This window comes from Caballeronia sp. AZ10_KS36, from assembly GCF_023631105.1.
GTDB lineage: Bacteria > Pseudomonadota > Gammaproteobacteria > Burkholderiales > Burkholderiaceae > Caballeronia.
The window spans coordinates 253,800-280,540 of record NZ_JALQDQ010000001.1; the positions used below are offsets into that span (position 1 = coordinate 253,800).

General features: G+C 64.6%; 28 protein-coding genes. 19 read left to right on the top strand and 9 right to left on the bottom strand.

Annotation, left to right across the window (positions count from 1 at the left end; translation table 11 throughout):
• The first annotated feature begins 3 nt into the window (after positions 1-3).
• The 9 genes from rqpR (at position 4) to NCR35_RS01245 (ending at position 9,908) form a co-directional block, all read left to right on the top strand.
• Positions 4-660 (top strand): response regulator transcription factor RqpR, encoded by a 657-nt coding sequence (rqpR, locus tag NCR35_RS01205; RefSeq protein ID WP_250532687.1) that lies wholly within the window; start codon positions 4-6, stop codon positions 658-660.
• Positions 661-801: 141 nt separating this feature from the next.
• On the top strand, positions 802-2,244 hold the full coding sequence (gene bcaP / locus NCR35_RS01210; protein WP_250532688.1) for a branched-chain amino acid transporter BcaP: 1,443 nt from the start codon (positions 802-804) through the stop codon (positions 2,242-2,244).
• A 285-nt stretch (positions 2,245-2,529) separates the two neighbouring features.
• Positions 2,530-3,006: a (2Fe-2S)-binding protein gene (locus NCR35_RS01215; protein WP_250473410.1), complete on the top strand. Its 477-nt coding sequence runs from the start codon at positions 2,530-2,532 to the stop codon at positions 3,004-3,006.
• A gap of 52 nt (positions 3,007-3,058) precedes the next feature.
• Positions 3,059-5,458 (top strand): xanthine dehydrogenase family protein molybdopterin-binding subunit, encoded by a 2,400-nt coding sequence (locus tag NCR35_RS01220; protein ID WP_250532689.1) that lies wholly within the window; start codon positions 3,059-3,061, stop codon positions 5,456-5,458.
• A gap of 11 nt (positions 5,459-5,469) precedes the next feature.
• Positions 5,470-6,276, top strand: coding sequence for an FAD binding domain-containing protein (locus NCR35_RS01225; RefSeq protein WP_250532690.1), 807 nt, complete (start codon positions 5,470-5,472; stop codon positions 6,274-6,276).
• Entirely contained in the window at positions 6,276-7,172 is an 897-nt protein-coding gene (locus NCR35_RS01230) for an AAA family ATPase (RefSeq protein WP_250532692.1), read from the top strand. The genes NCR35_RS01225 and NCR35_RS01230 overlap by 1 nt, the downstream gene beginning before the upstream one ends.
• Entirely contained in the window at positions 7,148-8,380 is a 1,233-nt protein-coding gene (locus NCR35_RS01235; protein WP_250532694.1) for a vWA domain-containing protein, read from the top strand. Before NCR35_RS01230 ends, NCR35_RS01235 begins: the two co-directional genes overlap by 25 nt.
• Positions 8,371-8,916 (top strand): SRPBCC family protein, encoded by a 546-nt coding sequence (locus NCR35_RS01240; RefSeq protein ID WP_250532696.1) that lies wholly within the window; start codon positions 8,371-8,373, stop codon positions 8,914-8,916. Before NCR35_RS01235 ends, NCR35_RS01240 begins: the two co-directional genes overlap by 10 nt.
• The gene (locus tag NCR35_RS01245; RefSeq protein WP_250532697.1) at positions 8,889-9,908 is read left to right on the top strand and encodes an XdhC family protein; all 1,020 of its coding nucleotides are present in this window, start codon (positions 8,889-8,891) and stop codon (positions 9,906-9,908) included. Before NCR35_RS01240 ends, NCR35_RS01245 begins: the two co-directional genes overlap by 28 nt.
• A 31-nt stretch (positions 9,909-9,939) precedes the next feature.
• Here NCR35_RS01245 and NCR35_RS01250 read toward each other — a convergent pair whose 3' ends face one another.
• The 3 genes from NCR35_RS01250 to NCR35_RS01260 form a co-directional block, all read right to left on the bottom strand.
• A complete protein-coding gene (locus tag NCR35_RS01250) occupies positions 9,940-10,662 on the bottom strand; it encodes a PepSY-associated TM helix domain-containing protein (protein ID WP_250532698.1) in 723 nt (240 codons plus the stop codon).
• Between the two features lie 156 nt (positions 10,663-10,818).
• Positions 10,819-11,853, bottom strand: coding sequence for a serine/threonine protein kinase (locus NCR35_RS01255; RefSeq protein ID WP_250532700.1), 1,035 nt, complete (start codon positions 11,851-11,853; stop codon positions 10,819-10,821).
• A gap of 77 nt (positions 11,854-11,930) precedes the next feature.
• Positions 11,931-12,143, bottom strand: coding sequence for a hypothetical protein (locus NCR35_RS01260; protein ID WP_250532702.1), 213 nt, complete (start codon positions 12,141-12,143; stop codon positions 11,931-11,933).
• Between the two features lie 324 nt (positions 12,144-12,467).
• Between NCR35_RS01260 and NCR35_RS01265 the strand changes: the two genes are divergently transcribed.
• Both NCR35_RS01265 and NCR35_RS01270 read left to right on the top strand, forming a co-directional pair.
• The gene (locus tag NCR35_RS01265) at positions 12,468-13,733 is read left to right on the top strand and encodes an MFS transporter (protein WP_250532704.1); all 1,266 of its coding nucleotides are present in this window, start codon (positions 12,468-12,470) and stop codon (positions 13,731-13,733) included.
• Between the two features lie 208 nt (positions 13,734-13,941).
• Entirely contained in the window at positions 13,942-14,124 is a 183-nt protein-coding gene (locus NCR35_RS01270; protein ID WP_175938812.1) for a hypothetical protein, read from the top strand.
• A 34-nt stretch (positions 14,125-14,158) separates the two neighbouring features.
• Here the strand turns inward: NCR35_RS01270 and NCR35_RS01275 are convergent, their stop codons facing one another.
• Positions 14,159-14,863 (bottom strand): dienelactone hydrolase family protein, encoded by a 705-nt coding sequence (locus NCR35_RS01275; RefSeq protein WP_250532705.1) that lies wholly within the window; start codon positions 14,861-14,863, stop codon positions 14,159-14,161.
• 533 nt (positions 14,864-15,396) lie between these two features.
• On the opposite strand from NCR35_RS01275, the gene NCR35_RS01280 reads away from it, so the two are divergent.
• Entirely contained in the window at positions 15,397-16,542 is a 1,146-nt protein-coding gene (locus NCR35_RS01280; protein ID WP_250532706.1) for a branched-chain amino acid ABC transporter substrate-binding protein, read from the top strand.
• Positions 16,543-16,599: 57 nt separating this feature from the next.
• Here NCR35_RS01280 and NCR35_RS01285 read toward each other — a convergent pair whose 3' ends face one another.
• Positions 16,600-17,823 (bottom strand): MFS transporter, encoded by a 1,224-nt coding sequence (locus NCR35_RS01285; RefSeq protein WP_250532707.1) that lies wholly within the window; start codon positions 17,821-17,823, stop codon positions 16,600-16,602.
• 159 nt (positions 17,824-17,982) lie between these two features.
• On the opposite strand from NCR35_RS01285, the gene NCR35_RS01290 reads away from it, so the two are divergent.
• The 3 genes from NCR35_RS01290 to NCR35_RS01300 all read left to right on the top strand — a co-directional run bounded on the left by NCR35_RS01290 (position 17,983) and on the right by NCR35_RS01300 (position 20,704).
• Positions 17,983-18,648, top strand: coding sequence for a HugZ family pyridoxamine 5'-phosphate oxidase (locus NCR35_RS01290; protein ID WP_250532710.1), 666 nt, complete (start codon positions 17,983-17,985; stop codon positions 18,646-18,648).
• 368 nt (positions 18,649-19,016) lie between these two features.
• Positions 19,017-19,319 (top strand): H-NS histone family protein, encoded by a 303-nt coding sequence (locus NCR35_RS01295; RefSeq protein ID WP_250532711.1) that lies wholly within the window; start codon positions 19,017-19,019, stop codon positions 19,317-19,319.
• Between the two features lie 191 nt (positions 19,320-19,510).
• Positions 19,511-20,704, top strand: a complete 1,194-nt coding sequence (locus NCR35_RS01300) for a cation diffusion facilitator family transporter (protein WP_250532712.1) — start codon at positions 19,511-19,513, stop codon at positions 20,702-20,704.
• Here NCR35_RS01300 and NCR35_RS01305 read toward each other — a convergent pair.
• The 3 genes from NCR35_RS01305 to NCR35_RS01315 all read right to left on the bottom strand — a co-directional run bounded on the left by NCR35_RS01305 (position 20,701) and on the right by NCR35_RS01315 (position 22,550).
• The gene (locus tag NCR35_RS01305) at positions 20,701-21,159 is read right to left on the bottom strand and encodes an Lrp/AsnC family transcriptional regulator (RefSeq protein WP_008352298.1); all 459 of its coding nucleotides are present in this window, start codon (positions 21,157-21,159) and stop codon (positions 20,701-20,703) included. The two genes, NCR35_RS01300 and NCR35_RS01305, sit on opposite strands and share 4 nt — an antisense overlap.
• 90 nt (positions 21,160-21,249) lie before the next feature.
• Positions 21,250-21,909 (bottom strand): 3'-5' exonuclease family protein, encoded by a 660-nt coding sequence (locus NCR35_RS01310; protein WP_244847597.1) that lies wholly within the window; start codon positions 21,907-21,909, stop codon positions 21,250-21,252.
• Positions 21,906-22,550 carry an MBL fold metallo-hydrolase gene (locus tag NCR35_RS01315; RefSeq protein ID WP_244847598.1) on the bottom strand — a complete coding sequence of 215 codons (645 nt, stop codon included), beginning with the start codon at positions 22,548-22,550 and terminating at the stop codon, positions 21,906-21,908. Before NCR35_RS01315 ends, NCR35_RS01310 begins: the two co-directional genes overlap by 4 nt.
• A gap of 666 nt (positions 22,551-23,216) precedes the next feature.
• Here NCR35_RS01315 and NCR35_RS01320 point away from each other — a divergent pair.
• Complete coding sequence (locus NCR35_RS01320; RefSeq protein WP_244847599.1) at positions 23,217-23,819, top strand: septal ring lytic transglycosylase RlpA family protein; 603 nt, start codon at positions 23,217-23,219, stop codon at positions 23,817-23,819.
• 52 nt (positions 23,820-23,871) lie between these two features.
• Here the strand turns inward: NCR35_RS01320 and rsmI are convergent, their stop codons facing one another.
• Positions 23,872-24,753, bottom strand: a complete 882-nt coding sequence (gene rsmI / locus NCR35_RS01325; RefSeq protein WP_250532713.1) for a 16S rRNA (cytidine(1402)-2'-O)-methyltransferase — start codon at positions 24,751-24,753, stop codon at positions 23,872-23,874.
• Positions 24,754-24,843: 90 nt separating this feature from the next.
• Here rsmI and NCR35_RS01330 point away from each other — a divergent pair, with 90 nt between their 5' ends.
• The 3 genes from NCR35_RS01330 to NCR35_RS01340 all read left to right on the top strand — a co-directional run bounded on the left by NCR35_RS01330 (position 24,844) and on the right by NCR35_RS01340 (position 26,735).
• The gene (locus NCR35_RS01330) at positions 24,844-25,197 is read left to right on the top strand and encodes a YraN family protein (RefSeq protein ID WP_250532715.1); all 354 of its coding nucleotides are present in this window, start codon (positions 24,844-24,846) and stop codon (positions 25,195-25,197) included.
• A gap of 132 nt (positions 25,198-25,329) precedes the next feature.
• Positions 25,330-25,917, top strand: a complete 588-nt coding sequence (locus NCR35_RS01335; RefSeq protein WP_244847602.1) for a phosphoheptose isomerase — start codon at positions 25,330-25,332, stop codon at positions 25,915-25,917.
• A gap of 23 nt (positions 25,918-25,940) precedes the next feature.
• Positions 25,941-26,735, top strand: a complete 795-nt coding sequence (locus NCR35_RS01340; RefSeq protein WP_250532716.1) for a BON domain-containing protein — start codon at positions 25,941-25,943, stop codon at positions 26,733-26,735.
• Positions 26,736-26,741: the final 6 nt, after the last annotated feature.

Sequence of the window (26,741 nt, forward strand, 5' to 3'; positions counted from 1 at the left end):
CGCATGGCGCTCAAGATTCTTCTCGCTGACGATCACGCCATCGTGCGCCGTGGCGTCGCGCAGCTGCTGCTGGAGCGCGGCGTCGCGTCGGAGGTGAGCGAAGCGGCGTCGGGCGCGCAGGCGCTGGCGCTCGCGGCGCGCGCCTCGTTCGACGTCGCGCTCCTCGACATCTCGCTACCCGATACCACCGGCCTCGACGTGCTGAAGCGCCTCAAGCGGGACACGCCGCGTCTTCCGGTGCTGATGTTCTCCATGTATCGCGAAGATCAGTATGCGGTGCGCGCGCTGAAGGCAGGCGCGGCAGGTTATCTCTCGAAGACGGCGGACCCCGCGCTGATGATCCGCGCGGTTCAACAGGTCGCCGCCGGCCGCAAGTATGTCAGCCCCGAAATGGCGGAGGCGCTCGCCACCTACGTCTCGCTGGATAGCGAGCGGATGCCGCACGAGAACTTGTCGGACCGCGAGTTCCAGACGCTGTGCATGCTGGCGTCGGGCAAGCGGCTGACCGACATCGCAAACGCGCTGTCGTTGTCGGTCAAAACAGTGAGCGTCTACCGCACGCGGTTGCTGGACAAGATGAAGCTCGCCAACAACGCCGAACTGACGTTCTACGTCCTCTCGAACCGCCTCGTCGATATGAACCCTGCGATCGCAGGCTGAGCGGCGTTTTATCTCAAACAAGATAAACAGGCACCGCATGCGCGCATGCTGCCCAATTTGTGGGCATTGTCGAAGTCTCCGATAGAATGTCGGGTTTTTCCGCAGCAAGGGCGCGCGAGCGCCGCATGGAGACTTACCGCAATGTCGTTGTTCCGTAAGAAAAACATCGAGCACATGCTGGCCGGCGCGCACAGCACGTCACTCAAGAAAACGCTTGGCGCGCTGGACCTCACGTTTCTCGGCATCGGCGCGATCATCGGCACCGGCATTTTCGTGCTGACCGGCACGGGCGCCGTGCAGGCAGGGCCCGCGCTGATGGTGTCGTTCATCGTCGCGGCGATTGCGTGCTGTTTCGCCGCGCTCGCCTACGCGGAGTTTTCCTCGACGATCCCGGTCGCCGGTTCCATCTACACCTATTCGTACGCGACGCTCGGCGAACTGGCCGCGTGGATCATCGGCTGGGACCTGATGCTCGAATACGGGCTCGCGACGTCCGCCGTCTCAGTCGGATGGTCGGGCTACCTGCAATCGCTGCTGTCGGGCTTCGGCATCAGCCTGCCGACCGCGCTCACCGCCGCGCCCGGCGCGCTGCCGGACCACGTCACGTACTTCAACCTGCCCGCGTTCCTCGTGATGATGGTCATTACGTGGCTGCTGTCGATCGGCGTGAAGGAATCCACGCGCATCAACAACGTCATGGTCGCGATCAAGGTCACGGTCGTGCTGCTGGTGATCGCGGTCGGCGTATTCCACGTCACGCCGGCGAACTGGCATCCGTTCATGCCGCACGGCTGGTCCGGCGTGTTCGGCGCGGCGGCGGTCATGTTCTTCGCGTTCATCGGCTTCGATTCGGTGTCGTCCGCAGCCGAAGAAGTGAAGAACCCGAAGCGCGATCTGCCCATCGGCATCATTTCCTCGCTCGCGGTGTGCGCGGTGTTGTACGTGGCGGTGGCGGCGGTCGTGACGGGCATCGTGCCGGCGGCGCAGTTCGCGCACATCTCGCATCCGGTGTCGTATGCGCTGCAAGTGGCGGGACAGAACTGGGTGGCCGGTTTCATCGACCTGGGCGCGGTGCTCGGCATGCTCACCGTCATTCTCGTGATGAGCTACGGCCAGACGCGCATCATCTACGCGATGTCGCGTGACGGGCTGCTCCCCGCCAAGCTCTCGAGCGTGCATCCGCGCTTTGCGACGCCGTTCTTCACGACGTGGCTCGTCGGCATCTTCTTCGGCCTGATCGGCGCGCTGGTGCCGCTCAACGTGCTCGCCGAACTGATCAACATCGGCACGCTTGCCGCGTTCTCGATGGTGTCCATCGCCGTGCTGATCCTGCGCCGCACGCATCCGGACCTGCCGCGCGCGTTCCGCTGCCCGGGCGTTCCGGTCGTGCCGATTCTGGCGGTGGCGTCGTGCCTCTTTCTGATGCTCAACCTGACGGCGACGACGTGGATTGCGTTCGTCGTGTGGCTCGTGATCGGGCTCGTGATTTACTTCGCGTATTCGCGCCGTCATTCCGCGCTGGGTCGCGTTCAGGCGCAGCCGTCGAGCGCGAACGCCCCGAAGCGGGAAACCGTGACGCACTAACCGCTTGTCTGATGGATCAGCGCAGAACGCCGCCCCTTCCGGGCGGCGTTTTTTTTCGCCCGGCGGCAAGGGCGGCACGGGCGTGCGCCTAATAGCGACGCCCGCTGATTTGTGCTTTACTCGCCGTACACATAACACGAAATTCCAGCCGGACGCGACGCGCGGGCAGGTAGAGACGTGGTGACGTGCGTGACCCGAGTGACGTTGAGGCTGGTCCATCCCCTTGCAATCGTGCAAGGACCGTAGCGAGGCGAAAAGCCCGCCGCGGTCGACAAGGAGACAGTAATGACGCTCAGCATCAGCCTGACGGTCAACGGCAAACCCGTGACCGCGAAGGTGGAACCGCATGTCCTGCTCGTTCAGTTTCTCCGCGAAAACCTCGGGCTGACCGGCACGCACGTCGGCTGCGACACCGCGCAGTGCGGCGCGTGCACCGTTCATCTCGATGGCCGCGCGATCAAATCGTGCAACATCCTCGCCGCGCAGGCCGACGGCATGAGCGTGACGACCATCGAGGGCATGTCGAAAGACGGCCAGCTTCATCCGATGCAGGCGGCGTTCAGGGAATGCCACGGCCTGCAATGCGGCTTCTGCACGCCGGGCATGGTGATGAGCGCGAGCGCGCTCGCCGCCGAATCGCCCGATCTCACGGAAGAAGAAGTCCGCGATCAGCTCGACGGCAATCTGTGCCGCTGCACTGGCTATCACAACATCGTGAAAGCCGTTCTCGAAGGCGCGCAGAACATGAAAGCGGGCGCCTGACTCCCTCGTTCCCTTTTCGACACCAAGAATCGCGCCTATCACGGAGACCGCGATGAATGCCCCTGAGCAACAGAAACTGATCGGCGCTGGCGTCAAGCGCAAAGAAGACTATCGCTTCCTGACCGGCGCGGGCCAGTACACCGACGACGTCGTGCTGCCGCGCCAAAGCTATGGCGTGTTCCTGCGCTCGCCGCATGCGCACGCGCGCATTCGCAATATTAATACCGAGCAGGCGCTTGCATCGCCGGGCGTGATCGGCGTATTCACCGGCAAGGATCTCGCGGGCGAAAACGTCGGCGGCTTGCCGTGCGGATGGCTCATCCACAGCACGGACGGCTCGCCGATGCACGAGCCGCCGCATCCCGTCATCGCGCATGACAAGGTGCTGCACGTGGGCGATCAGGTGGCGCTCGTCGTCGCGGAATCGGTGAAGGAAGCGAAAGATGCGCTCGAACTGATCGAAGTCGATTACGAAGAACTGCCCGCTATCGTCGATACGGGTAGCGCCGCCGACCCGGGCCAGCCGCTCGTGCACGACAGCGTGCCGAACAACGTCTGCTACAACTGGGGCCACGGCGACAAGGCGCGCACCGACGCCGCGTTCGCGCAGGCCGCGCACGTCACCACACTCGATATCGTGAATCAGCGGCTCGTGCCGAACGCCATCGAGCCGCGCGCCGTCAACGCGAGCTATTCGAAGCACGACGACAGCTATACGGTCTACGTCGCGAATCAGAATCCGCACGTCGAGCGTTTGTTGATGGCGGCGTTCGTGCTGTCGCTGCCGGAATCCAAGCTGCGCGTGATCGCGCCGGACGTGGGCGGCGGCTTCGGCTCGAAGATCTTCCTGTATCCGGAAGACGTGGCGCTGACGTGGGCATCGAAGAAAGTCGGACGTCCGATCAAATGGACCGCCGAGCGTTCCGAAGCCTTCGTTTCCGACGCGCACGGCCGCGACCACGTCACCAAAGCGGAACTCGCGCTCGACAACGACGGCAAGTTCCTCGCGATGCGCGTCCACACGACGGCGAACATGGGCGCGTATTTGTCGACGTTCGCGTCGTCGGTGCCGACCGTGCTGTACGCGACGCTGCTCGCCGGTCAGTACGCCACGCCCGCGATCTACGCCGAAGTGAAGGCCGTGTTCACGAACACCGTTCCGGTCGATGCCTATCGCGGCGCCGGCCGTCCGGAAGCGACGTATGTGGTCGAACGGCTCGTCGAGACGGCGGCGCGCGAACTGAACATCGATCCCGTCGAACTGCGCCGCCGCAACTTCATCCGCGAGTTTCCGTACGCGACGCCGGTCGGCCTCACCTACGACACCGGCGACTACGACGCGTGCCTGAACCGCGCGCTGGAACTCGCGGACGTCGCGGGTTTCGCCGAGCGGCGCGCGCAGTCGGAGAAGGAAGGCAAGCTGCGCGGCATCGGCTATTCGTGCTACATCGAGGCGTGCGGGCTCGCGCCGTCGAACGTGGCGGGCGCACTCGGCGCGCGGGCGGGCCTCTTCGAAGCAGGCGAAGTGCGCGTGCATCCGACCGGCTCCGTCACCGTGTTCACCGGCTCGCACAGCCACGGTCAGGGCCACGAGACGACGTTCGCGCAAGTGGTGGCGGACCGGCTGGGCGTGGCGCTCGAAAACGTCGAGGTCATTCACGGCGACACCGGGCGCATTCCGTTCGGCATGGGCACGTATGGATCGCGGTCGATTTCGGTCGGCGGCTCGGCGATCATGAAGGCGCTCGACAAGGTGGAAGCGAAGGCGAAGAAGATCGCCGCGCATCTGCTGGAAGCGTCGGCGGAAGACATCGAGTTTTCGAACGGCGTGTTCCGCGTCGCGGGCACGGACCGTACGAAGAGCTTCGCGGAAGTCTCGCTCGCCGCCTACGTGCCGCATAACTTCCCGCTCGAAACCATGGAGCCGGGTCTCAACGAAAACGCGTTCTACGATCCGACGAACTTCACGTATCCGTCGGGCGCGTATGTCTGCGAAGTCGAAGTGGATCGCGACACCGGCGAAACGCGCATCCAGAAGTTCACTGCGGTGGACGACTTCGGCAACGTGATCAATCCGATGATCGTGGAAGGGCAAGTGCATGGCGGCCTGGGGCAGGGCATCGGCCAGGCCATGCTGGAGCGCTGCGTGTACGACAAGGAGAGCGGTCAGCTACTGTCCGGCTCGTTCATGGATTACGCGATGCCGCACGCCATCGACCTGCCTAGCTTCACCGTCGAGACCGCGAAAGGCACGCCGTGCACGCACAATCCGCTCGGCGTGAAAGGCTGCGGCGAAGCGGGCGCGATCGGCTCGCCGCCCGCCGTCATCAACGCGATTCTCGATGCGCTCGCGCCGCTCGGCGTCAAGGACTTGCAGATGCCCGCGACGCCGCATCGCGTCTGGACCGCGATGCACGCCGCCCAAACCGCCCAAGTTGCCGAAACCGCCTGACGGAGACCGATATGTACGCATTCGACTATCAACGGCCGGACGAGGCGCAAGCGGCGGTGGCCGCGCTCGCGGCGAACGGCGACGCCAAATACCTCGCGGGCGGCCAGAGCTTGCTGCCGACCATGCGCTTGCGGCTTGCGCAGCCGTCGGCGCTCGTGGATGTGACGCGCATCGCGTCGATGAAAACCGTCACGCTGGATGCCGACAAGCTGACCATCGGCGGCGCGATGTGCCACGCGCAAGTCGGCGCCAACGCGGACGTAAAACGCGCGCTGCCGGGTTTGGCTGATCTCGCGAGCCGCATCGGCGACCGACAGGTGCGCGAGCGCGGGACCATCGGCGGCTCGCTCGCCAACGACGACCCCGCCGCCTGCTATCCGTCCGCCGTGCTCGCGCTCAACGCGACCATCGTGACGGACCGCCGTCGCATCGCCGCCGACGACTTTTTCCTCGGCATGTACGAGACCGCGCTCGAACCGGACGAACTGATCACCGCCGTCGAGTTTCCGCTCGCCGAGCGCGCGGCTTACGAGAAGTTTCGCAATCCGGCGTCGCACTTCGCGCTCGTCGGCGTATTCGTCGCGAAGCATGCGGACGGCGTGCGCGTCGGCGTGACCGGCGCGGCGCCTTCCGCGTTCCGGGCCAGGGAACTGGAAGCGGCGTTGTCGAAGGACTTCTCGGTGGCGGCCGCGCGCAGCGTGACGATTCCCGCCGACGGCCTCAACGACGACATGCACGCGAGCGCAGCCTACCGCGCGCATCTGATTCCGGTGCTCGCGGGCCGCGCGATCGAACGCGCGCTGTCGTTCTCGGCGTGATGATCGACGAACCCGCTTCCATCGACGACACGCTCGCGCGCCTGCGCGAGCAGCAGTACTTCGCGAGCCGCGAACTGGCGACGGCGCTCTTTCTCGCGCTGAAGATGCAGCGCCCGCTCTTTCTGGAAGGAGAGCCGGGCGTCGGCAAGACGGAACTGGCGAAGGCGGCGGCGGGCTTGTGCGGCACGACGCTTTTGCGTCTGCAATGCTACGAGGGGCTCGATACGGCGAGCGCGCTGTATGAATGGGACTATCCGCGTCAGATCATGGCGCTGCGCCTCGCGGAAGCCGCGGGCGAAACGCCGTCGAACGATTCGCTGTATCGCGGCGAGTTTCTGCTGAAGCGGCCGCTGTTGCAGGCGCTCTTGCCCGATCCCGCGAACGCGAACGCGCGGCGCGTGTTGCTGATCGACGAGATCGACCGCGCGGATGAGCCCTTCGAAGCGTTTCTGCTGGAACTGCTGTCCGACTTTCAGGTGTCGATTCCCGAGTACGGCACCGTGCGCGCGGCGCGGCCGCCGCTCGTGATCATGACGTCCAACCGCACGCGCGAAGTCCACGATGCGTTGAAGCGACGCTGTCTGTATCAGTGGATCGGCTATCCGGCGCGGGACGTGGAACTCGACATCGTCGCGGCGCGTGCGCCGGAGGCGGGCGCGGCGTTGCAGGCGCGGGCCGTCGCGTTCGTCCATCAGTTGCGCACGATGGACTTGTTCAAGGCGCCGGGCGTCGCGGAAACCATCGACTGGTGCCGCGCGCTGGCGGCGTTGTCGGTTTCGGAACTCGATCCGCAATCGGTGCAGGACACGCTCGGCGTGCTGCTGAAGTATCAGGACGATCTCGCGCGCATGGACGCCGCGACGCTCGCGCAATGTCTGTCGACGGCGCGGGCGTGACCGTGGAACCGTTCGCGCGCAACGTCGTCCATTTCGTGCGCTTGCTGCGCGGCGCGGGGCTCGGCATGTCGCCGTCGCAGGCGGTCGATGCGCTCGACGCGCTGCACTTCATCGACTTAGGCCGGCGCGACGACGTGCGCGCGGCGCTCGCGTGCCTGCTGATTCATGCGAGCGACGAGCGCGAGATCTTCGATTCCGCGTTCGATTTGTTCTGGCGCGATCCTGATTGGGAAAGCAAGCTGCGCGCGCTCTTGCTGCCGAAGATTCAAAGCGCCGCGCCGCCGCCGAAGCGCAACAACCGTCTCGCCGATGCGCTCGCGACGCGCACCGACACGCGCGAAACGCGCGAGAGGCCGCAGCCGGAAGCGCCCGCCGAAGAGACGCACGCGCGGCTGTCGTTCAGTGCGCAGGAGCGCCTCAGTCATCGCGATTTCGACACCCTCAGCGCCGACGAATGGCGCGCGTTGCGGCATCAGATTCGCGCGCACCGGCTGCCGCTCGCGACCGAGCCGACGCGCCGGCTGAAGGCGGCGTCGCGCGGCACGCACGCGGACTTGCGCGCGAGCGCGCGGCAAGCGGTCCGCGCGGGCGGCGACTGGACCGTGTGGAAGTATCGCGCGGCGGTGGAGCGCAGGCCGCCGCTGGTTCTGCTGCTCGACATTTCCGGTTCGATGAGCGCGTATTCCCGCGCCGTGCTGTACTACTGTCACGCGCTTTTGCAATCGCGCGAACGCTTGCAGGTGTTCCTGTTCGGCACGCGGCTGACGAACGCGACCCGCGCGTTGCGCGAGCGCGATCCCGATGTCGCGGTGACCGCGCTCGGCGAACAGGTCGCGGACTGGTCGGGCGGCACGCGCATCGGCGCGGCGCTCGCGGATTTCAACCGGCGCTGGGCGCGTCGCGTGCTGGCGGGCCGCGCGACCGTGCTGCTCGTGACCGACGGGCTGGATCACGAGGCCATCGACGTGCTCGATGCCGAAATGGCGCGGCTCAGGCGCTTCGCGCATCGGCTGGTGTGGCTCAATCCGCTGTTGCGATTTGCCGGCTTCACGCCGCGCGCGCGAGGCGTGCGCGCGATCCTGCCGCACGTCGATGCGATGCTCGCGGCTCACAACCTCGACAGCCTGGCCGCTGTCGGGCGGGAAATGGCGGCGCTTTCCGCGCGCGGCGCGCCCCGAATGCCAGGAGGACACACGCAATGGAACTGACCGAAACGCATACCTTGCCGGTGCCGCAGGATCGCGCGTGGGAGGCGCTCAACGACACGGCCATGCTGAAAGCCTGCATCCCGGGCTGCGACAGCATCGAAGCGGACGGCGAAAATGCCTATGCCGTCGGGATGACTGCCGCTGTCGGTCCGGTGAAGGCACGCTTCAAGGGACGCATGGAACTGACCGATATCGACGCGCCGCACACCTATACGATCGTCTTCGAAGGGCAGGGCGGCGCGGCGGGCTTCAGCAAAGGCACGGCCAAAGTGAACCTGGAACCGGGCGAGGACGCGGACACCACGAAGCTCACCTACAGCGCGCACGCGCAGGTGGGCGGCAAGCTCGCGCAGATTGGCTCGCGGCTCGTGGACGGCGCAGCGCGTAAGATCGCGGGTGAGTTCTTCAAGCGATTCGGCGCGAAGTTGCAGGGCGCAGGGGAAACCCAGCCGGATGGCGTCGCGGACGAACCGGCTGACGCCGACAAGGAAGAGAAAGGAAAGAAATCATGGACAGCGTGGATCTCGAAGTCCTGAAGAACAGCGCGCGATGGCTCGAAGAAGGGCATCGCGCGCTGCTGGTCACGGTCGTGAAGACGTGGGGCTCGTCGCCCCGGCCCGAAGGCGCAATGCTCGCGGTGCGCGACGACGGCCATGTGGTCGGCTCGGTGTCGGGTGGGTGCATCGAGGACGATCTGATCGACCGCGTGCGGCAGCGGGGCATCGAGCAGGCGAAGCCGGAAGCGGTGAAATACGGCATCAGCGCGGAAGAAGCGCACCGCTTCGGCTTGCCGTGCGGCGGCACCATTCAACTCGTGCTGGAGCCGCTCACGCGCGAGAGCGGCATCGCGGAACTGTGCGCGGCGGTGGAAAGCGGGCGGCTCGTCGCGCGCACGCTCGACATGGCGACGGGCGCCGCGCGCCTCGAACCCGCGCAGGCCACGGACGGCGTGCTCTTCGACGGCGCGAAGCTCCTCACCATTCACGGTCCGCGCTACCGGATGCTCGTGATCGGCGCGGGGCAGTTGTCGCGCTATCTGTGCAGCATCGCGGTCGGGCTCGATTATCAGGTGACCGTGTGCGATCCGCGCGAGGAGTACACCGACGAGTGGGACGTGCCGGGCACGACCATCGTGCGCACCATGCCCGACGACACCGTGATGGACATGAAGCTCGACGAGCGTTGCGCGGTGATCGCGCTCACGCACGATCCGAAGCTCGACGATCTCGCGCTCATGGAAGCGTTGAAGACGCCGGCGTTCTATGTCGGCGCGCTCGGTTCGCGGCGCAATAACGCGGCGCGGCGCGAGCGGCTGAAAGAGTTCGATCTCAGCGACGCCGAACTCGCGCGGCTGCACGGGCCGGTCGGCATCTATATCGGCAGCCGGACGCCGCCGGAGATTGCCGTATCGATTCTCGCGGAAGTGACGGCGGCGAAGAACGGCGTGTCGCTGCCGGAACTGCTGCAAGTGGAAGGCGCGAAGGCGGCGCGTGAAGTCGCTGGAAAGGGCGAAGTCTGCGGCGTGTGACGGCCGCACAATGAAGCGCCGCCGTTGCCGCTTACATCAGCCCGCACACGATCATCGCGACGAGCGACACCGTCACGATCGCCGCGCCCGCCGTGCGCCGCTTGTTCAGCTCGGTCCACAGGAGCACGCCGGTGAGCGACAGAAGAATCAGACTGCCGGCGAGCGTGTCGATCAGCAGCACCCAGCCGACGCTCAGGCCAACGCCCTTGTGAAGGTTCGTCAGCATCGCGAGGAAGGTGTTTTCGGTGCGCTTCACCGAGACGAAGTTGTTGCCGACCCAGTACTCCGCCATGACACTGCTGCCCGGCGACGCGATCATCGTCGACCACTGCTCGGGCTGCATCGTGCTCTTGTCGCCCCAGCCGACGGGATGCGCCGGCTCGCGCCGCGTGCGGCCGACGTTGCCGTCGAGTTGGAGTTCCTTCTTGAGCCACATGCCCATGTCGCGCGGCGACTTGAAACCGCCCGCGGGTAGCGGAAGCTGCATCTGCGAAACTTGCGGCTCGCCAGTCGAGACGCGCAGCGGCGGCGCGCGGTGGTTCAGCAGAAAACCGGTCACGCCGAATAGCAAACCGAGCAGCGCGCCCCACAAGCCGACCCAGCCGTGAACCTTGCGCAACCATTTGAGAAACGTCGAGCGGCGCGAGCGGTTCTTGCGCGCGGCTTCGTCGGCGTGGTCCATCGGGCGTCCTTGCGGACGGTAACGAGCGTTGTCGCGCGTCGGCGGCGGGGTGAAAGTGTCAGGCGCGTTCAAGCGTCTCTCCGGGGTCGGCGGGTTCGTCGGCAACGCCACGCCCTGACCGACGCAGTCGTTCAGGGCGGGCAAATGAGAATCGTTATCATTGCACGTCGAAACGCCTGACACAATGCTTTCTGGCGTCGCAAAGACGCCGCTTCGTCACCAAAAATTTCAGACGGGCCAGAGCGGCCCTTCCTGCATCGCGCCGATTTGCTCCCGCAGTTCGAGGATGCGGTCTTCCCAGTAGCGCTGCGTGTTGAACCAGGGGAACGCGGCGGGGAACGCGGGATCGTCCCAGCGGCGGGCGAGCCACGCGGCGTAGTGGATCAGCCGCAATGTGCGAAGCGCCTCGATCAGATGCAGCTCGCGCTCGTCGAAGTCGCAGAAATCTTCGTAGCCTGCGAGCAGATCGGAGAGCGCACGCGACGCTTCCGCGCGGCCGGCGGGAAGCAGGAGCCACAAATCTTGAATCGCCGGTCCCATGCGGCTGTCGTCGAAATCGACGAAATGCGGGCCCGCGTCCGTCCACAACACGTTGCTCGGGTGGCAGTCGCCGTGCATGCGCAGATGCCGCACGTCGCCGGCGCGCTCGAAGCATTGCGCGACGCCGTCCAGCGCCATCGACACGGCGCGCTCGTAGGCTTCCCGCACGTCGTCGGGCACGAAGCCATGCGTCAGCAGAAAATCGCGCGGTTCATAGCCGAAGGTGTGGATATCGAGCGTCGGCCGCTCGCGATACGGCTCGATGCCGCCGACGGCGTGAATGCGCCCGATGAAGCGACCGAGCCATTCGAGCGTTTCGCGGTTGTCGAGGTCGGGCGCGCGGCCGCCGCGTCGATCGAAGACGGCGAAGCGAAAGCCTTCGAACTCGTTGAGCGTCGCGCCTTGAACGACGCGTGCCGGAACCGCCGGAATCTCGCGCGCGGCAAGGCTCGCGACGAACGCGTGTTCTTCGAGAATCGCTTCATTCGACCAGCGCCCCGGCCGATAAAACTTCGCGATGACAGGCGGCCCGTCTTCGACGCCCACCTGATACACGCGGTTTTCGTAGCTGTTGAGCGCGAGCAGCCGGCCGTCGGTGCGCGCGTCGGCGGTCAGGAGCACGCTGTCGACGGCGTCGAGCACGCGCTCGGGCGTGAGGCCGGCGAAGGGCGGCGCGGCGTCGGAAGCGGGGACGCCGGCGGAGTCGGAATGATTTGAGTTCATTCCGGCATTGTGCGCCTTCCGGCGGCGGGCATCAGTGTCGCTTCAACTCGGCGCACGGGTCGCCGGCACAACGCCGCTCAATGAACGACCGTGTTCGACGGGCGCACGATGTCGCCCGTATCGATCAGGTCTTCTAGAAAGAACGGCTCCGTGTTCAGGAGCTTCGTGACGCCGGGCTCGCCCGCGTACCACGCGACCATGGCCATGTCGCCGAGAATGCGCATGACGATGCCGCGAGCGCCATGAGGCACGGCAATATGCACGGAGCGGACAATCGAACCGATTTGCATGATGAATCCCCGTTTCCATGCCGGCTCAATGAGACGCCGGTCATATGTTCCAACAGCACGGGCTTGTGACGGCGCGTGCACCAGACAATCGCCGCGTCTTTGTTGCGGGAAGCGCGACCTGCGCGGCTTTCATGAACGATTGTGCGCTTACTTTAGCCTATGGCAACGCGCAAACGCGATGCCCAATGCCGCGATTTGTTGCCCAGCGCAGACGTTCGACGCATGTTTGCTGTCCGCGGCACATGGAATGCGCCGCTGCATCCGGCAAAACCCTGAGGGACGGCGTATCGTTGAGGGTTTCAGTTTTAAGCGGAGACTTCATTCGTGAACGCATCACCCGCGCCGCAGCGCAAAGATGTGCCGCCCGCGTCTGCGGAACTCTATCTGGAGCGCGGCTCGCGAGCTTACTGGCGCGCTGCGCTCGCGTTGCTCTTCGCGGGCTACGCGACGTTTTCGCTGCTGTACTGCGTGCAGCCGCTGCTTCCGGAGTTCACGAAGGACTTCGGCGTCAGCCCGGCGGTCAGCGCGCTCGCGGTGTCGGTGAGCACGGCGGCGTTGGCGGTGGCGATTTTCATCGCGGGATTCGTCTCGGAAAGCTGGAGCCGCCACCGCTTGATGACGCTGTCGCTGCTCGCGTCGTCGGTGCTGACGGTAATCGCGGCGTTGCTGCCGAACTGGCACGCGCTGCTCGTGGTGCGCGCGCTCGAAGGCTTCGCGCTCGGCGGCGTGCCGGCCGTCGCGATGGCGTATCTCGCGGAAGAAGTGCATCCCGAAGGACTCGGCCTTGCGATGGGCCTCTATGTCGGCGGCACGGCGATCGGCGGCATGGCCGGGCGCGTGATCAGCGGCGTGCTCGCGGACTTCTTCGGCTGGCGCGTGGCGATCGGCGGCATCGGCGTGCTCGGACTGCTCGCGACGCTCGCGTTCCGGTCGCTGCTGCCGCCGTCGCGACGCTTCAAGCCGCGGCGCGGCGTCGGGTTCTCGCATCACCGGAGTTCGCTGGTCGGGCATTTGCGGCATGGCGGCCTGCCGTTTCTCTTTCTGATCGGCTTCGTGCTGATGGGCAGCTTCGTCACGGTGTACAACTACGTCGGTTATCGGCTGCTGGGCGCGCCGTTCGGTCTCAATCAGACGCAGATCGGCGCCATTTTCACCGTGTATCTCACCGGCGTGGTCGCGTCGCCGTGGTCGGGCAAGATGGCCGATGTCTTCGGCCGTGGCCGCGTGCTGATCGCCGCGATCGTGCTGATGATGACCGGCATCGCGCTGACGCTTTCGATGTCGCTGCCGGTGATCATCGGCGGAATCGCGTGCCTCACGTTCGGCTTCTTCGCGGGCCATTCGGTGGCGAGCGGCTGGGTCGGCCGGCTCGCGAAACAGGCCAAGGGCCAAGCCGCCGCGCTGTATCTGCTGGCGTATTACCTGGGATCGAGTCTGATCGGATCGTATGGCGGTCACTTCTGGACCGGCTTCGGTTGGCCGGGCGTGGCCGGCTTGATCGCGGGACTGCTTGTGCTCGGCGTCGCGGCTGCCGCTTATCTGAACCGTCGCGAACGGGCGCTGATCCGCTCGCCGTCGAAAGCCGAATGAAATCGGACGAAACTAAGGGTTTTACCGCGTTCGCTTAATAACGCGGGCCGCGGAGCCTTCTGTCGCAAGGCTTCGGCGTTTTCAGCGAGCCCTGTTTCGCGACGACGGCGCAACGCGCTTTCTCCCGCCGCCTATACTCGAATCGTCGATGCGCACATTTGCGCCGACACGATTCGAGCAAGAAAAGCAGGACGATGGGAGACGCACCATGACGTATTTCACGATCGGCGATTTCATTCTGGTCATCCCGATGGCGCTTGCCGGCGCGCTGTTCCTCGGCGCCATTCCGTGCGCATCGCACTTCAAGAACAACGTGCTTCGAGCGTGCGGCGCGCTGGTGGGCGTGCTCGTCGCGTTCCTGCTGGTCGAGGGATTGCCCGCGCTGATATGACGGCGCGCGGCGTTCGCCGCGCGCGCTTCGCTGCTTACAGGTGCTGGCCGAGGAACGTCAGCGTGCGGCCGTGCGCGAGCGCCGACGCCTTCGCGTTGTACGACGCGCGATCGCCGCAGTTGAAGCCGTGATCGGCGGCCGGGTAGACGTACAGTTCCGAATCCGCGCAGCCGGCGAAACGCTGGCGCACCGCATCGACGGCATCGGCGGGAATGTGCGCGTCGAGTTCGCCGTAGTGGAACTGGATCGGCGCTTTCACCTGATCGGCCTTATCCAATTGATTCTGAATGCCGCCGCCATAGTAGGCCACGGCCGCATCCACCGAGCCTTGCGCCGCCGCGAGATACGCGAGCCGGCCGCCGAAGCAATAGCCGATCGCGGCGACCTTGCCGCTTACTTCCGGCAGCGCGCGCAGCGCCTTGGCAGCCGCGCCGACATCGGCGACGGCCGAATCCAGGTCGGTCTTTTGCAGCAGTTCCATCGCCTTCTCGCGATCCGCGCCTTCGTAGCCCAGTTCGACGCGCGGCTGCGTGCGCCAGAAAACGTCGGGGGCGAGCGCGACATAGCCATCGGCGGCGTATTGATCGGCGACGCTGCGGATATGCGCGTTCACGCCGAAGATCTCCTGCAGGATGATCACGGCGGGCCCCGTCCCCGTCTTGGGCAGCGCGAGGTAGCCCTGGAAGCTGCCGCCGTCGGCGGGAATGTCGATCCATCGGGAAGTCACGGTTACGGTCACGTCGATGCTCCTTGCTCGGTTGACTGATAAGAACAGGCGAGTGAGTTTGCCAGCTTTCCCTTTCAGCCGCCTGAGCGCGGTCAGTCGTTGGCGGGAAGCAGGCACGCGGATTGACCAGGCAGGCGATTTTTAGAGGCGCATGCCTAAAGCCAGGCGTTAAACGGCTTTTGAAACCGGCTAATGGCGACCAGCGCCGCGCGATTATCGGCAGACTGGCAGAGGGCGTAAAGGCCGGGCCGAAACCCGCATCGGTTGGGCCTCGCGGCGCAATCGCCACCACAAACGGGCGGCGTTCTCAACTGGCCGTTAATCGGTAGTCACACCAGTATCTTAAAAAACTTCCCTAAATTAATTTGACAACCCTACACTTCTCGCGCGGTGCGGATGGCGGCTGCCACGAACAGCCGGCCGGAAGGACTTGCCAAGTGCAATACGATGCATCCGGCGTGGTCGTCCACGGGACTGAGCGATCGTGATGAAAGACGGGGCACAGGGCGATTACGTTGTTTTTGGGACCGAAACTGGAGACTTACATGAACACCAAGCTTCACAAAGTGTTGCCGATCAGCGCCGCAGCCGTGCTGTTCGCTACGTTGGCAACGTCCGCAGCAGCCGACCAGGTCGTCAAGATCGGTCACGTCGCTCCGCTGACCGGCGGTATCGCTCACCTCGGCAAGGACAACGAAAACGGCGCGCGGCTCGCAGTCGAAGAGATCAACGCGAAGGGTCTCACCATCGGCGGCCAGAAGATCACCCTGCAACTGGACCCGCAAGACGACGCAGCCGACCCGCGTACCGCTACGCAAGTCGCGCAGAAGCTCGTCGACGACAAGGTCGTCGCAGTGGTCGGCCACCTGAACTCCGGTACGTCCATCCCGGCATCGAAGATTTATAGCGACGCGGGCATCGTCCAGATCTCGCCGTCCGCAACGAACCCGACCTACACGCAGCAAGGCTTCAAGACGACGTACCGCGTCGTCGCGACCGATGCGCAGCAAGGCCCGGCGCTCGCGAACTACGCGGCGAAGAACCTGAAGGTGAAGAGCGTCGCCGTGGTCGACGACTCGACCGCCTACGGCCAGGGCCTCGCGAACGAGTTCGAGAAGACCGCGAAGTCGCTGGGTCTGAAGGTCGTCTCGCACGACGCGACCAACGACAAGGCCGTGGACTTCCGCGCGATTCTGACGAAGATCAAGGGCGAGAACCCCGACGCCGTGATGTACGGCGGCATGGACGCGACCGGCGGCCCGTTTGCCAAGCAGGCGAAGCAGCTCGGCCTGCGCGCGAAGGTGCTCGCGGGCGACGGCGTCTGCACGGAAAAGCTGGCTGACCTGGCCGGCGACGCGACCGACAACGTCGTGTGCTCGGAAGCAGGCATGGCGCTGGAAAAGATGGAAGGCGGTCAGGCGTTCGCCGCGAAGTATCAGAAGCGTTTCGGCCAGCCGATCCAGATCTACGCGCCGTTCACGTATGACGCCGTGTACATCGTCGTCGACGCAATGAAGCGCGCGAACTCGGTCGATCCGGCCAAGATCCTCGCCGCGATGCCGAACACGGACTACAAGGGCGTGATCGGCCAGACGACCTTCGATTCGAAGGGCGACCTGAAGCACGGCGTGATCTCGCTGTACGACTACAAGGCAGGCAAGAAGACGCTGCTCGACGTCGTCAAGATGTAATCGCGGGCGGGCGTAAGCTCGGAAGAACGCGCGGACTTCGAAGGTCCGCGCGTTTTTTTATATCTTCAGGCGCCTGAGGATGCGCGGACCGATGAGCGCGATCGCCGCGCAGCACGCCGCGACGACGCACAAGCCGATGGGCAAAGTGCTCACCTGCGCGACGCCGCCGATCAGCACCGGCCCGAGCAGCAGACCGAAGTACGCGAGCCCGGCGACCTGCGCGAGCCCTTCGGCCGCCGTGACGCCTTCGACGCGCGCCGCTGCCGCGAAAAGCACCGGCATCATGTTGGCGAGTCCGAGGCCCATCAGCGTGAAGCCCGTCATCGTGACCAACGCGTTCGGCACGACGAGCGCCATCACCATGCCGACGAACGCGAGGCCCGCGCTGCCGAACACGAGTTGCGGCGCGCCGAAGCGCGCGCGCACCGCATCGCCGCCGAAACGCCCGGCCGCCATGCCGCCGGAGAATGCGGCGTAGGCGGCGCTCGACAACGACGGCGACGCCTCGACGACATCGCGCATATAGACGGTGGCCCAGTCGTACATGGCGCCTTCCGCGATCAGCGCGACGAGCGCGAGGCCGCCCAACGCCCACAGCGCCCCCGAGCGCCAGCGGTTCGACGACGAGGCCTTCGCGTGCGCCTCGTGATGCGGCACGTGCGGCAGAACCGACGGCATCGAAGCCAGCAGCACAATAAGACTCGCGCCCGCCGCGAGCGCCAGATGCGCCGCCGGCGCGAGCCCGTGCGCGAGGAGCGTGCCGCCGATTGCCGCGCCCGCCATCCCGCCGATGCTGAACATGCCGTGCAGCGACGACATGATCGGCCGCCCGAGCGCCTCTTCGACGGCGCTTGCTTCGGCGTTCATCGCGACGTCGAGCGTGGCCATGCCCGCGCCGAACAGCGCGAGCACGATCAGCAGCAGCCAGAAAGACGGCACGAGGAGGATGAGCGCGCCGCATACCGTCATCGCGATGCCGCCCGCCATGCAGGCCGTGCGTGTGCCGGCGCGCGCGATCCACGATCCGGTGGTGATCATCGTGAAGATGGAGCCGCCGGCGACCGCGAACAATGCGAGCGACAGCATGCCGGGACTGAGCGCGAACTTGTCGCGCACGGTCGGGACGTGGACGCCCCACGACGCGTACATCATGCCGGCGATGAAGAAGACGGCCATCGTGGCGTAGCGTGCGCGCTGGCGTGTGGCTTGAGGGAGACTGCGATGTACCGCGAGCGATGGATTGGACTCGCGGGCGGAAGAAGCGGAAGTCGAGTCGGACACGGTTGAGCCGTTGGAAAAGTGGCGCGCGGCGGCAATGACGCGGGACAACCGCCGATCATGCCGCCTTTCGCGAGAGCTTACGATTCTATCGAACGGCCAGGAGACACGCTGACCGCGCTGAATTACCATTTTCGGCAACTCACCTGCCGAGCTGTCTTCATGAATATTCCGCCGCAAGCGCCGCTTCATTTGCTGCATCGTGTTTCCGAAGGAACGCTCGCGACTCATTCGCGCGATCCGGCGGGCTTTCCTTATCCGACTGCGTTGCCATTCGCGCTGACCGCGCGGCACGCGCCGATGCTGCTCATCAGTCACCTCGCTGAACACACGCGTAATCTTCAAGCCGACCCGCGCGCCGGCTTTCTCGTCGCGCATGCCAATGGCGCAAGCGTTCTCGAAGGTCAGCGCCTGACTCTGCTGGGCACGTTCGAACCTGCGGCGAAATCGGATCACGAACAACTCGCGCGGCGATATCTGCGCTATCACCCGGATGCGGCGCGTTATCTCGCATTAGGCGACTTCGCCTTCTGGATACTGTCGACAGCGCGCATGCGCTTTATCGGCGGCTTTGGCGCAATGGGCTGGCTCGACGGAAATGAAATAGATCCGCTGGAACCGTTGAGCGACGACGAAGAAGCCGCGCTTTGCGCATTCTCCGAGACTCATGCAAGCCGGCCAGCCGACATCCGATTATTGGGGATAGACCGGTATGGCTGCGATTTGCTTGATTCGGGCGCGCGCAATCGTTTTACATTCGATAAACCCAAGCTCGATGCAAAAGAATTGAAAGCCGCGCTGATCGACTGTTTCGAACGACACGCGTAGGACGCATCGGCACTTGCATGCGGTTTACAGTGCCGCTGACTGTTCCCGACTGTTCTTTAGGCAACAAACTGCACCGGAAGCTGCCATCCGATGAGAATTTGTTTGCCAAGTGGAACGCGTTGTTTTCGTCTCATGCGATTCTCACGCTCATCGGACACTGAATCGGAGATTTACGCCCGTGCGTCAGCGTTCGAAACGGCGAACGAGTCGGCAAATGTTACGAGTAATTAGCCAATACACTTAATCGCAATCCTTCTATGCCGCGATTTAGCTGAAATGTGTTAATCTGCGATTCAGTCCGAGGCTATACTGATAACCGAAGAGCGAGCACTCGACTCGCAAGCCAATACACTACTTAGGGATTTGCCATGCCTTCATACAAGGAACTGCTCGCACAGCGCGAGTCTCTCGAGCGTCAGATCGAAGAAGCGAAGTCGCGCGAATACGCCGAAGTACTTAATGAGATCAAGCAGAAAATGGCCGATTACGGCATCACGCTTCAGGAATTGGCCGGCGGCCGGGGCGCGAAAGCCGCTAAGTCATCGCGCAGCCGCACCGGTGTCGCGCCGAAATATCGTGATCCCGAGAGCGGCAGCACCTGGTCCGGCCGTGGCAAGCCGCCGAAGTGGATTGCGGGCCAGGACCGCGATAGTTTCCTAATCGGGAAATAAGCCGCGCTTCAGTCGGACCACAAAAGGCCGCGCCCAATGGCGCGGCCTTTTTGTTGGCGCCGCGGCTATTCGCGCACTGCGTTCAGTTAATCGTTTGGCGAGAATGCGTCGCGTTATTAAGTTGTTGATTTGAAAGCGGAAGCGGTGCGTGGCTGATAAAATGCAGTCAATGGACACCCCGAGCACTTTACATGACACTTTCGACGGCGCACGCAACGGAAAAGCACGATGTCGCAGTTCGAACAACCTGGGCGAGTATTGCGCTCAACAGCGGACTCACTACCGCACAACTCGCGGTCGGTCTGACTGCGCATTCGCAGGCACTGATTGCGGACGGCGTTCATTCACTCGCCGATATCGTTTCGGATCTCGTGGTTCTGATTGCGAACCGAAAGGCGGCGGCCGTACCGGATGTGGATCACAACTATGGTCACAGCCGTTACGAAACGGTGGCTTCGCTATTCCTCGGTGGATTGCTGATTGCCGTCGGTATCGGCATGTTGTGGCGCGCGGGCGTGCGCATCATGAATCTCGGCGCAATCCCGCCGGTTCATGCGAGCGCATTGGTCGTTGCCATAATCGTTCTCGTGTCCAAAGAGGCGCTGTTTCGCTATATGCTGCGCGCGGCCGAACGCGTCCGGTCCGCAATGCTCGTCGCGAATGCGTGGCATGCGCGATCGGATGCGGCGTCTTCGCTTGTCGTCGCGCTCGGCATCGTCGGCAGTATTGCGGGGTTCCGTATTCTCGATCCCATTGCGGCGGCGCTCGTGGGTTTTATGGTAGGCCGAATGGGATGGACGTTCGCGTGGGATGCGCTGCAAGACCTTTCGGACCGTGCGCTGGATGAATCGACCACGACCGATTTTCGCGGCATTTTGCTGGCAACACCCGGCGTACGCGATGTGCACGATTTGCGGACCCGCAAAATGGGCGATCTCGCCATTGTCGATGCGCACATTCTCGTGGACCCGCTGATTTCCGTGTCGGAGGGTCATTACATCGCCGAGTCCGCGCGGGCGCATATCCTGACCGATTCCCGGGTAATCGACGCGCTCATCCACGTCGATCCGGAAAGCGATGCGGTGAATCCGCTGCCCGGCAATTTTCCGCTGCGTTGCACGGTGACGAAGGCGGTTACCGCTGCGTTTTCGGAACACGGCTTATCCGTCGATACACTGAACCTGCACTATCTGAAGCGCGGCTTCGACGTGGAAATTGTTTTGCCGTACGCGGCACAAAGCGAGACGGCGCCCCGACTCGCGAATGTGAATCTGGACGTGCTCAGGCAACGACTGGGCGCGCGTCAAATTCGCGTGACGCAGGCCGTGAGAGTGGCCGCGCCTCAACCCGCACAAAACGCATCGGGGTCAGGCGCGCGCTTCTAAAGCGGCAATTGCGTATCGAACTTGATTTCGCGGAGCACGACGCTCGTGCGCACTTGCGCGACGGCCGGAATCTTGAAGATGCGGTCGTGAAGAAACGCGTCGTACGCCTTGATATCGGGCGCGACGATCTTCAGGATGTAATCGGATTCGCCCGTCGTGCTGTAGCACTCGGTCACTTCGGGACAGGTCGCGATTTCGCGCTCGAATTGCTCGACGCCGCCTTCCGTATGGCGCGTCAAATGAATATGCGCGAGCGCGCAGACGTGCAGCCCGAGCTTTTCACGGTCGAGCAGCGCCGTATAACGCTGAATGACGCCGGACTGCTCCATGTCCTTGATACGGCGCCAGCACGGCGTACTCGACAGCCCGACCTGATCGGAGATTTCCTGAACGGAACGGCGAGCGTCCAGTTGCAGAAGACGCAGGATTTTTTGTGAAAATGTATCGAGAGTCAACTGCGCCTCCGTTCGGTCGCGATCTGACTCCAATGGTAGAGGCCCCAGAAAAGAAGCGCAATGCAACGTGGGCGCAGCGAGGGAGATTCCCTAACTCACTGGCTCTGCGGGCGGTGTTTTACCTTCCGGATCACTTTCCGTCGGTTCGTCAGCGCTCGCTGCCGCTTGCGATGACGCCAAAGCCGCCTGTGCGGCGCGCAGATCGGCGAGCATGTTGCAGAAGAGCGCGCCTTGCTCGATGGCGTCGTCGAGCGCCACATGCGTGTGCGGCAAGTCGTCGAACCAGTGCTTCGGCAAGCGCGGCTTGATCGCCTTCCGATACGGCAGGCCGGTGATGGCGAAAGCGAGCGTCTTCATGTCGAGCGCCGACCACGAAAACGGGCAGCGTTGAGCGAAGCGCATCATGTACCAGAACATGTGCGTGAAGTCGAAGCCCGCGGGATACGCGACGAACACGGGCTTGCCCGGCAGCGCCTCGACCCATTCGACGTAGTTCACGAGCGCCACTTCCGGCTTTTGCAGATCGGTCCGGCATGCGGCCCACGCTTCGGGCTGCGTTTTCCACCACGCGGCCTGCACCGGATGCGGGGCCGCGCCTTCCAGCGTTTCGAGATTCGCGGAAAAGGTGGCGATGAGTTGCTTGTCGGCCGTGTACGCCGCCGACGCGAAACTCAGCATCGAGTGCGGGCCGGGAATCGGTCCGTCTGCTTCGACGTCCGTGCTGACGTAGATTTCGGGGATTGCGTTCATGCGGCGACTCCATCGCGCACGAACGGATTCGTGCGGCGTTCTTCGCCGAAGGTCGACGCCGGGCCGTGACCCGGAACGAACGTGACGTCGTCGCCGAGCGGCCAGAGCTTCTCGCGGATCGAGCGGATAAGCTCGGCGTGATTGCCGCGCGGAAAGTCCGTTCGGCCGATGGAACCGGCAAACAGCACGTCTCCGACGAACGCAAGCCGATGCTCGCGGCTGAAGAACACGACATGCCCCGGCGTGTGGCCAGGGCAGAAGAAGACTTCCATCGTCTCGTTGCCGAACTGGACCGTCTCGCCGTCTTCGAGCCATCGGTCGGGCGTGAACGCTTGCGCGTTCGCGAAGCCGAACCGCTGTGACTGCGCCGGCAACTGGTCGATCCAGAACGCGTCTTCCTTCTGCGGCCCTTCGATCTGCACGCCGTAATGATCCGCGAGCGCCTTCGCGCCGCCACAATGATCCAGATGACCGTGCGTGAGCAGAACCTTCTCGACCGTCACGCCCTGCCGATCCACCTCCGCGATAATCCGCTCGATGTCGCCGCCCGGATCGACGACGGCCGCGCGGCGCGTCGCCTCACAGACGACGATAGAGCAGTTCTGTTGGAACGGCGTAACGGGAACGAGAGTGACTTTCATCGGTCTGTCCGGGGGACGGCGCCTGTAAAAACGTTCATTGTACCGGCGGCTTCGGAGCCGCGACGGTCGCGTGGCGGACGCGCGAAAGGGCTATCGCAATCGGAAATTCTTGCGGTCATAGGCAGAATCAATGACGATTTCCACAGTCGGCGCAGCCAAACCCCGCTTTTTTTGTATAATGGGCTCACCAGTGCATGGATTTGGCCATGCCGTCAATGGGCGACTGCCGAAACGCCTGTGCGTTTTTACAATCGCCATCAGTAAGCTGTTAGGGGCCAAAAGCCTCGCAACTGCAACTCAACGCACCTTCTTGTAGGTGCACACGTCTTGTCCAGCCGGGCGCTGCGCGTCCGTTCGACGGCCTTTGCCGCTGTCACGCTGGATGGGGCCTACGCCGCCGTTCCTGCGCCGTCTCGTGGTCGAGGCGGGCACGAGCGTGATGCCACGTTCGATGGCGGCATGTGGGGTCTGGTCAGGCTGCCGGGGACAGGTTGCGCCAGACGTGAACGATAACCGGGCGTTTGCGGCACGAGTACGCCGCATCCGAGCATCAGTCTGCCGTTCGCCGAGGCGAGCGGCGCGCTGCTTTGCGCGGAGAAGCCTTTGGCTGCCTGACGCGCGCCCACGAGCGCGGCGCGGCGGCCCTTTTACCGTTGGTAACCGCCTATGAATGCTCGATTCATTCGACATATCGCAAGCCTGTTCGCTGTCGGCGTCCTGGCAGGTTGCGCCGCGCCCGGTTCGGGCGACGTCGCGTCATATCATCAGACCACGCCTACTATTAGCATGGCGAGTGCCCGCTCGAATGCGCCGCTCGCATTCGACACGAACCTGAGCACGGTTCCGGCCGACACCGCGAACAAGAGCCAGTCGCTGTCCGACGCGCAGCCGATCACCGACGGTCCGGACGTCGGCACGTTTGAACAGCAGGGCAAGGCTTCGTGGTACGGCCGCTGGTTCCATGGCCGCAAGACGGCAAGCGGCGAGAAGTTCGACATGAACGCGATGACCGCCGCCCACCGCACGCTGCCGCTCGCGTCATGGGTGCGCGTGACGAACGAGTCGAATCACAAGACCGTCGTGGTGAAGATCAACGATCGGGGTCCTTACGTGCGCGGCCGGGTGATCGACCTGTCGTATGCCGCCGCCGCCGCGCTCGGCATGCGCGGCGCGGGGACGCAGAAAGTGAAGATCGAAGGCCTCACGCAGCAAGAAGTCCGAGCGGCGCGCGAACAGTCGCAGTCGCTCGCGGATGACAGCGTGAACTGAGCCTCTTCGCGCTGCTATGACAACGGACGGGCCGTCTTTCGACGGCCCGTTTTCATTCCTGCGCCGGCTTGTTGAGCCGCAGCGCGCGCTCGTACAGCGCATTGCGCGGCGCGCCCGTCAGCGTCGCCGCGATCCGCGCCGCGCTTTTCACCGACAACTCCTCCAGCAGCGTAAGAAGAAGCGCATCGTGCGCGTCCTCCGCATCCTCCGCTTCGGGCGCGCCTTCCACAACGAGCACGAACTCGCCGCGCTGACGATTCGCATCGCCTTCGAGCCACGTTGGCCCTTCGGCCAGGGTGCAGCGATGCAGGCTCTCGTGTAACTTCGTCAACTCGCGTGCGATCAGAAGCTGACGCTCGCCACCCAACGCATCGGCGAGCGCGCGCGTGGTTTCGACAATGCGATGCGGCGCTTCGTAGAAGACGAGCGCCATCGGATGCTGCGCGAGCGTGCGCAATTGCGAGGCGCGCTGCTTGGCCTTCGCTGGCAGAAAGCCGACGAACGTGAAGCCGTTGACCCACGCGCCCGCCGCGCTCAATGCGGTGACGACCGCGCTCGGCCCCGGAAGCGGAACAACAGGCAGGCCGGCTTCGCGCACGGCATCGACGAGACGCGCGCCGGGGTCCGAAATGCCGGGCGTACCTGCATCCGACACACACGCGATGCGCTCGCCGCTACGCAAATGCTCGATCACGCGCTCGGCCGCGCTGCGCTCGTTATGTTCGTGCACGGCGATGGACGGCTTCGAGATGCCGTAGCGCACGAGCAGTTGCGCGGTGTTGCGCGTGTCCTCGGCGGCGATGCGATCGACGAGGGAAAGCACATGCAGCGCGCGCACGGTGATATCCGCGGCATTGCCGATGGGCGTGGCGACGACGTAAAGCGCGCCCGCCGGATACTGCTGCCCGGCGGCCAGTTCAGTGATGTGCAACATGTGCGCGGGCGGGCATAGAGCGAAGAGGAGAGGACGTCATTTTGCCACGCGCGCTTCGGCCTGCCCGCCGACAACTTTCACGAGGCACGAATGTCCAAAACGCTCGGCGACGCCTTCGAGGCACGCGCGCTCCACTATCTCGAGCGGCAGCGCATGCGCCTTGTCGCGCGAAACGTGCGCTGTCGCGGCGGCGAGATCGATCTCGTGATGATCGATGAAGGCGGCGCGCTCGTGTTCGTCGAAGTGCGGGCGCGCAAGAGCCGCCGGTTCGCGGATGCAGCGACGAGCATCGGCGCGACGAAGCGCGCGCGCCTCGTGCGCGCCGCGCAGCACTATTTGACGACGTGGCGCGGCGCGCTTCCGGCGTGCCGCTTCGACGTGATCGCGTTCGACGCGGGCGAGATTCGCTGGCTGCCGGATGCGTTTCGCGCGGACGAGTCGTAGCGCGCGGTTCGGCGCAGGGTGCATGCGGTAAACTGCGCAGACTCAACGCCGGACGCTCGCCGCGATTTGCGCGCGCCTCGCTCCGACGCCACACGCAACGAACGCCGCATCGCGGCCGAACACCGAGAGTCGATGTCAGTCGAACGCATTCAACAGCAATTCCGCGACAGCGCCGCGCTCAAGCTCGAAGCACTCGATACGCTCGCGGTGCCCATCGCGGCCGCCGTCGATACGCTGTTCAGCGCGCTCGCCAACGGCTCGAAGATCCTCGTATGCGGCAACGGCGCCTCGGCGGCGGACGCCCAACGCTTCGCGGCCGCGCTGATCGGCCGCTTCGAGCGCGAGCGCCCCGGCTTGCCGGCTATCGCGCTGACCACGGATTCCTCGATTCTCACGGCCATCGGCAACGACTTCGCGTTCGAGCAGATCTTCTCGAATCAGGTCCGCGCGCTCGGGCAAGCGGGTGACGTCTTGCTGGCGATCAGTGCATCCGGCAACTGTGTGAACGTGCTTGCCGCCGTGCAGGAAGCGCACGAACGCGAGATGGTCGCGATCGCGCTGACCGGCGACGGCGGCGGCGCGATGACCGACGTGCTCGCCGATACCGACATCCACATCTGCGTGCCGTCCGAACGGACCGCGCGCATCCACGAAATACATCTGTTGACCATCCATTGCCTGTGCGACGGCATCGACGCGATGCTGCTGGGCGAAGACTGAATCCAAAAGGGGGAACGGAGTTGATGAAGAAGACACGCGTCAAGGCGGCGCTGGCTCAAGCCACGCTGACGGTCAGCCTGTTGTCCGGCGTCGCGCTGACGCTGCAGGGTTGCGCGCTCGCGGTGGTGGGCGCGGCGGCGGGCGGCACGCTGATCGCCACGGATCGCCGCACGCTCGGCGCGCAAACGGAAGACCGCGAGATCCAGGTCAAGGCGCTTTCGCGGATCAAGGAGAACGTGTCCGATCAGGCGCACATCAACGTGACGGTGTTCAACCGGCGCGTGCTGCTGACGGGCGAAGTGCCCGACGACGCGTCCAAGCAAAAGGCCGAAGCTGTCGTGCGCGATATCAACAACGTGGGCGGCATCGTGAACGAACTGTCGGTGCAGCCGGCGAGTTCGATATCGTCGCGCGCCAACGATTCGTACCTCGAAGGCCGCGTGAAGACCGCGATGGTCGGCGAGAAGGATCTGTCGGCCAACTACTACAAGGTGGTGTGCGAGCGAAGCATCATCTATCTGATGGGCCTCGTCACGCAGGATGAAGGCGCGCACGGCGCGGATGTCGCGGCGCGCGTGTCGGGCGTCGAGCAGGTCGTGAAGGTGTATCAGTACATCAAGCCGGAAGAAGCGAAGGCGCTGGCAGCGGCGGCGGCGTCGGGCACGAGTGCATCGACGGCGGCGACGCCTGCGCCCGCGGAAGCGACAGTCGGCACGGTGCCGGATTCTTCCGTGACGTCGCGACCGCTCGATCAGCAGACCCCGGCGCCCGTGAAGAATTCTGATGTGCGTCCGGGCAGTTCCAGTTCAGCGAAGTAATGGTGC

Coding starts and splice junctions, on each gene's coding strand:
- rqpR (WP_250532687.1), top strand. CDS start 4: ATGGCGCTCAAGATTCTTCTCGCTGACGATCACGCCATCGTGCGCCGT.
- bcaP (WP_250532688.1), top strand. CDS start 802: ATGTCGTTGTTCCGTAAGAAAAACATCGAGCACATGCTGGCCGGCGCG.
- NCR35_RS01215 (WP_250473410.1), top strand. CDS start 2,530: ATGACGCTCAGCATCAGCCTGACGGTCAACGGCAAACCCGTGACCGCG.
- NCR35_RS01220 (WP_250532689.1), top strand. CDS start 3,059: ATGAATGCCCCTGAGCAACAGAAACTGATCGGCGCTGGCGTCAAGCGC.
- NCR35_RS01225 (WP_250532690.1), top strand. CDS start 5,470: ATGTACGCATTCGACTATCAACGGCCGGACGAGGCGCAAGCGGCGGTG.
- NCR35_RS01230 (WP_250532692.1), top strand. CDS start 6,276: ATGATCGACGAACCCGCTTCCATCGACGACACGCTCGCGCGCCTGCGC.
- NCR35_RS01235 (WP_250532694.1), top strand. CDS start 7,148: ATGTCTGTCGACGGCGCGGGCGTGACCGTGGAACCGTTCGCGCGCAAC.
- NCR35_RS01240 (WP_250532696.1), top strand. CDS start 8,371: ATGGAACTGACCGAAACGCATACCTTGCCGGTGCCGCAGGATCGCGCG.
- NCR35_RS01245 (WP_250532697.1), top strand. CDS start 8,889: ATGGACAGCGTGGATCTCGAAGTCCTGAAGAACAGCGCGCGATGGCTC.
- NCR35_RS01255 (WP_250532700.1), bottom strand. CDS start 11,853: ATGAACTCAAATCATTCCGACTCCGCCGGCGTCCCCGCTTCCGACGCC.
- NCR35_RS01260 (WP_250532702.1), bottom strand. CDS start 12,143: ATGCAAATCGGTTCGATTGTCCGCTCCGTGCATATTGCCGTGCCTCAT.
- NCR35_RS01270 (WP_175938812.1), top strand. CDS start 13,942: ATGACGTATTTCACGATCGGCGATTTCATTCTGGTCATCCCGATGGCG.
- NCR35_RS01280 (WP_250532706.1), top strand. CDS start 15,397: ATGAACACCAAGCTTCACAAAGTGTTGCCGATCAGCGCCGCAGCCGTG.
- NCR35_RS01290 (WP_250532710.1), top strand. CDS start 17,983: ATGAATATTCCGCCGCAAGCGCCGCTTCATTTGCTGCATCGTGTTTCC.
- NCR35_RS01295 (WP_250532711.1), top strand. CDS start 19,017: ATGCCTTCATACAAGGAACTGCTCGCACAGCGCGAGTCTCTCGAGCGT.
- NCR35_RS01300 (WP_250532712.1), top strand. CDS start 19,511: ATGACACTTTCGACGGCGCACGCAACGGAAAAGCACGATGTCGCAGTT.
- NCR35_RS01310 (WP_244847597.1), bottom strand. CDS start 21,909: ATGAACGCAATCCCCGAAATCTACGTCAGCACGGACGTCGAAGCAGAC.
- NCR35_RS01315 (WP_244847598.1), bottom strand. CDS start 22,550: ATGAAAGTCACTCTCGTTCCCGTTACGCCGTTCCAACAGAACTGCTCT.
- NCR35_RS01320 (WP_244847599.1), top strand. CDS start 23,217: ATGAATGCTCGATTCATTCGACATATCGCAAGCCTGTTCGCTGTCGGC.
- rsmI (WP_250532713.1), bottom strand. CDS start 24,753: ATGTTGCACATCACTGAACTGGCCGCCGGGCAGCAGTATCCGGCGGGC.
- NCR35_RS01330 (WP_250532715.1), top strand. CDS start 24,844: ATGTCCAAAACGCTCGGCGACGCCTTCGAGGCACGCGCGCTCCACTAT.
- NCR35_RS01335 (WP_244847602.1), top strand. CDS start 25,330: ATGTCAGTCGAACGCATTCAACAGCAATTCCGCGACAGCGCCGCGCTC.
- NCR35_RS01340 (WP_250532716.1), top strand. CDS start 25,941: ATGAAGAAGACACGCGTCAAGGCGGCGCTGGCTCAAGCCACGCTGACG.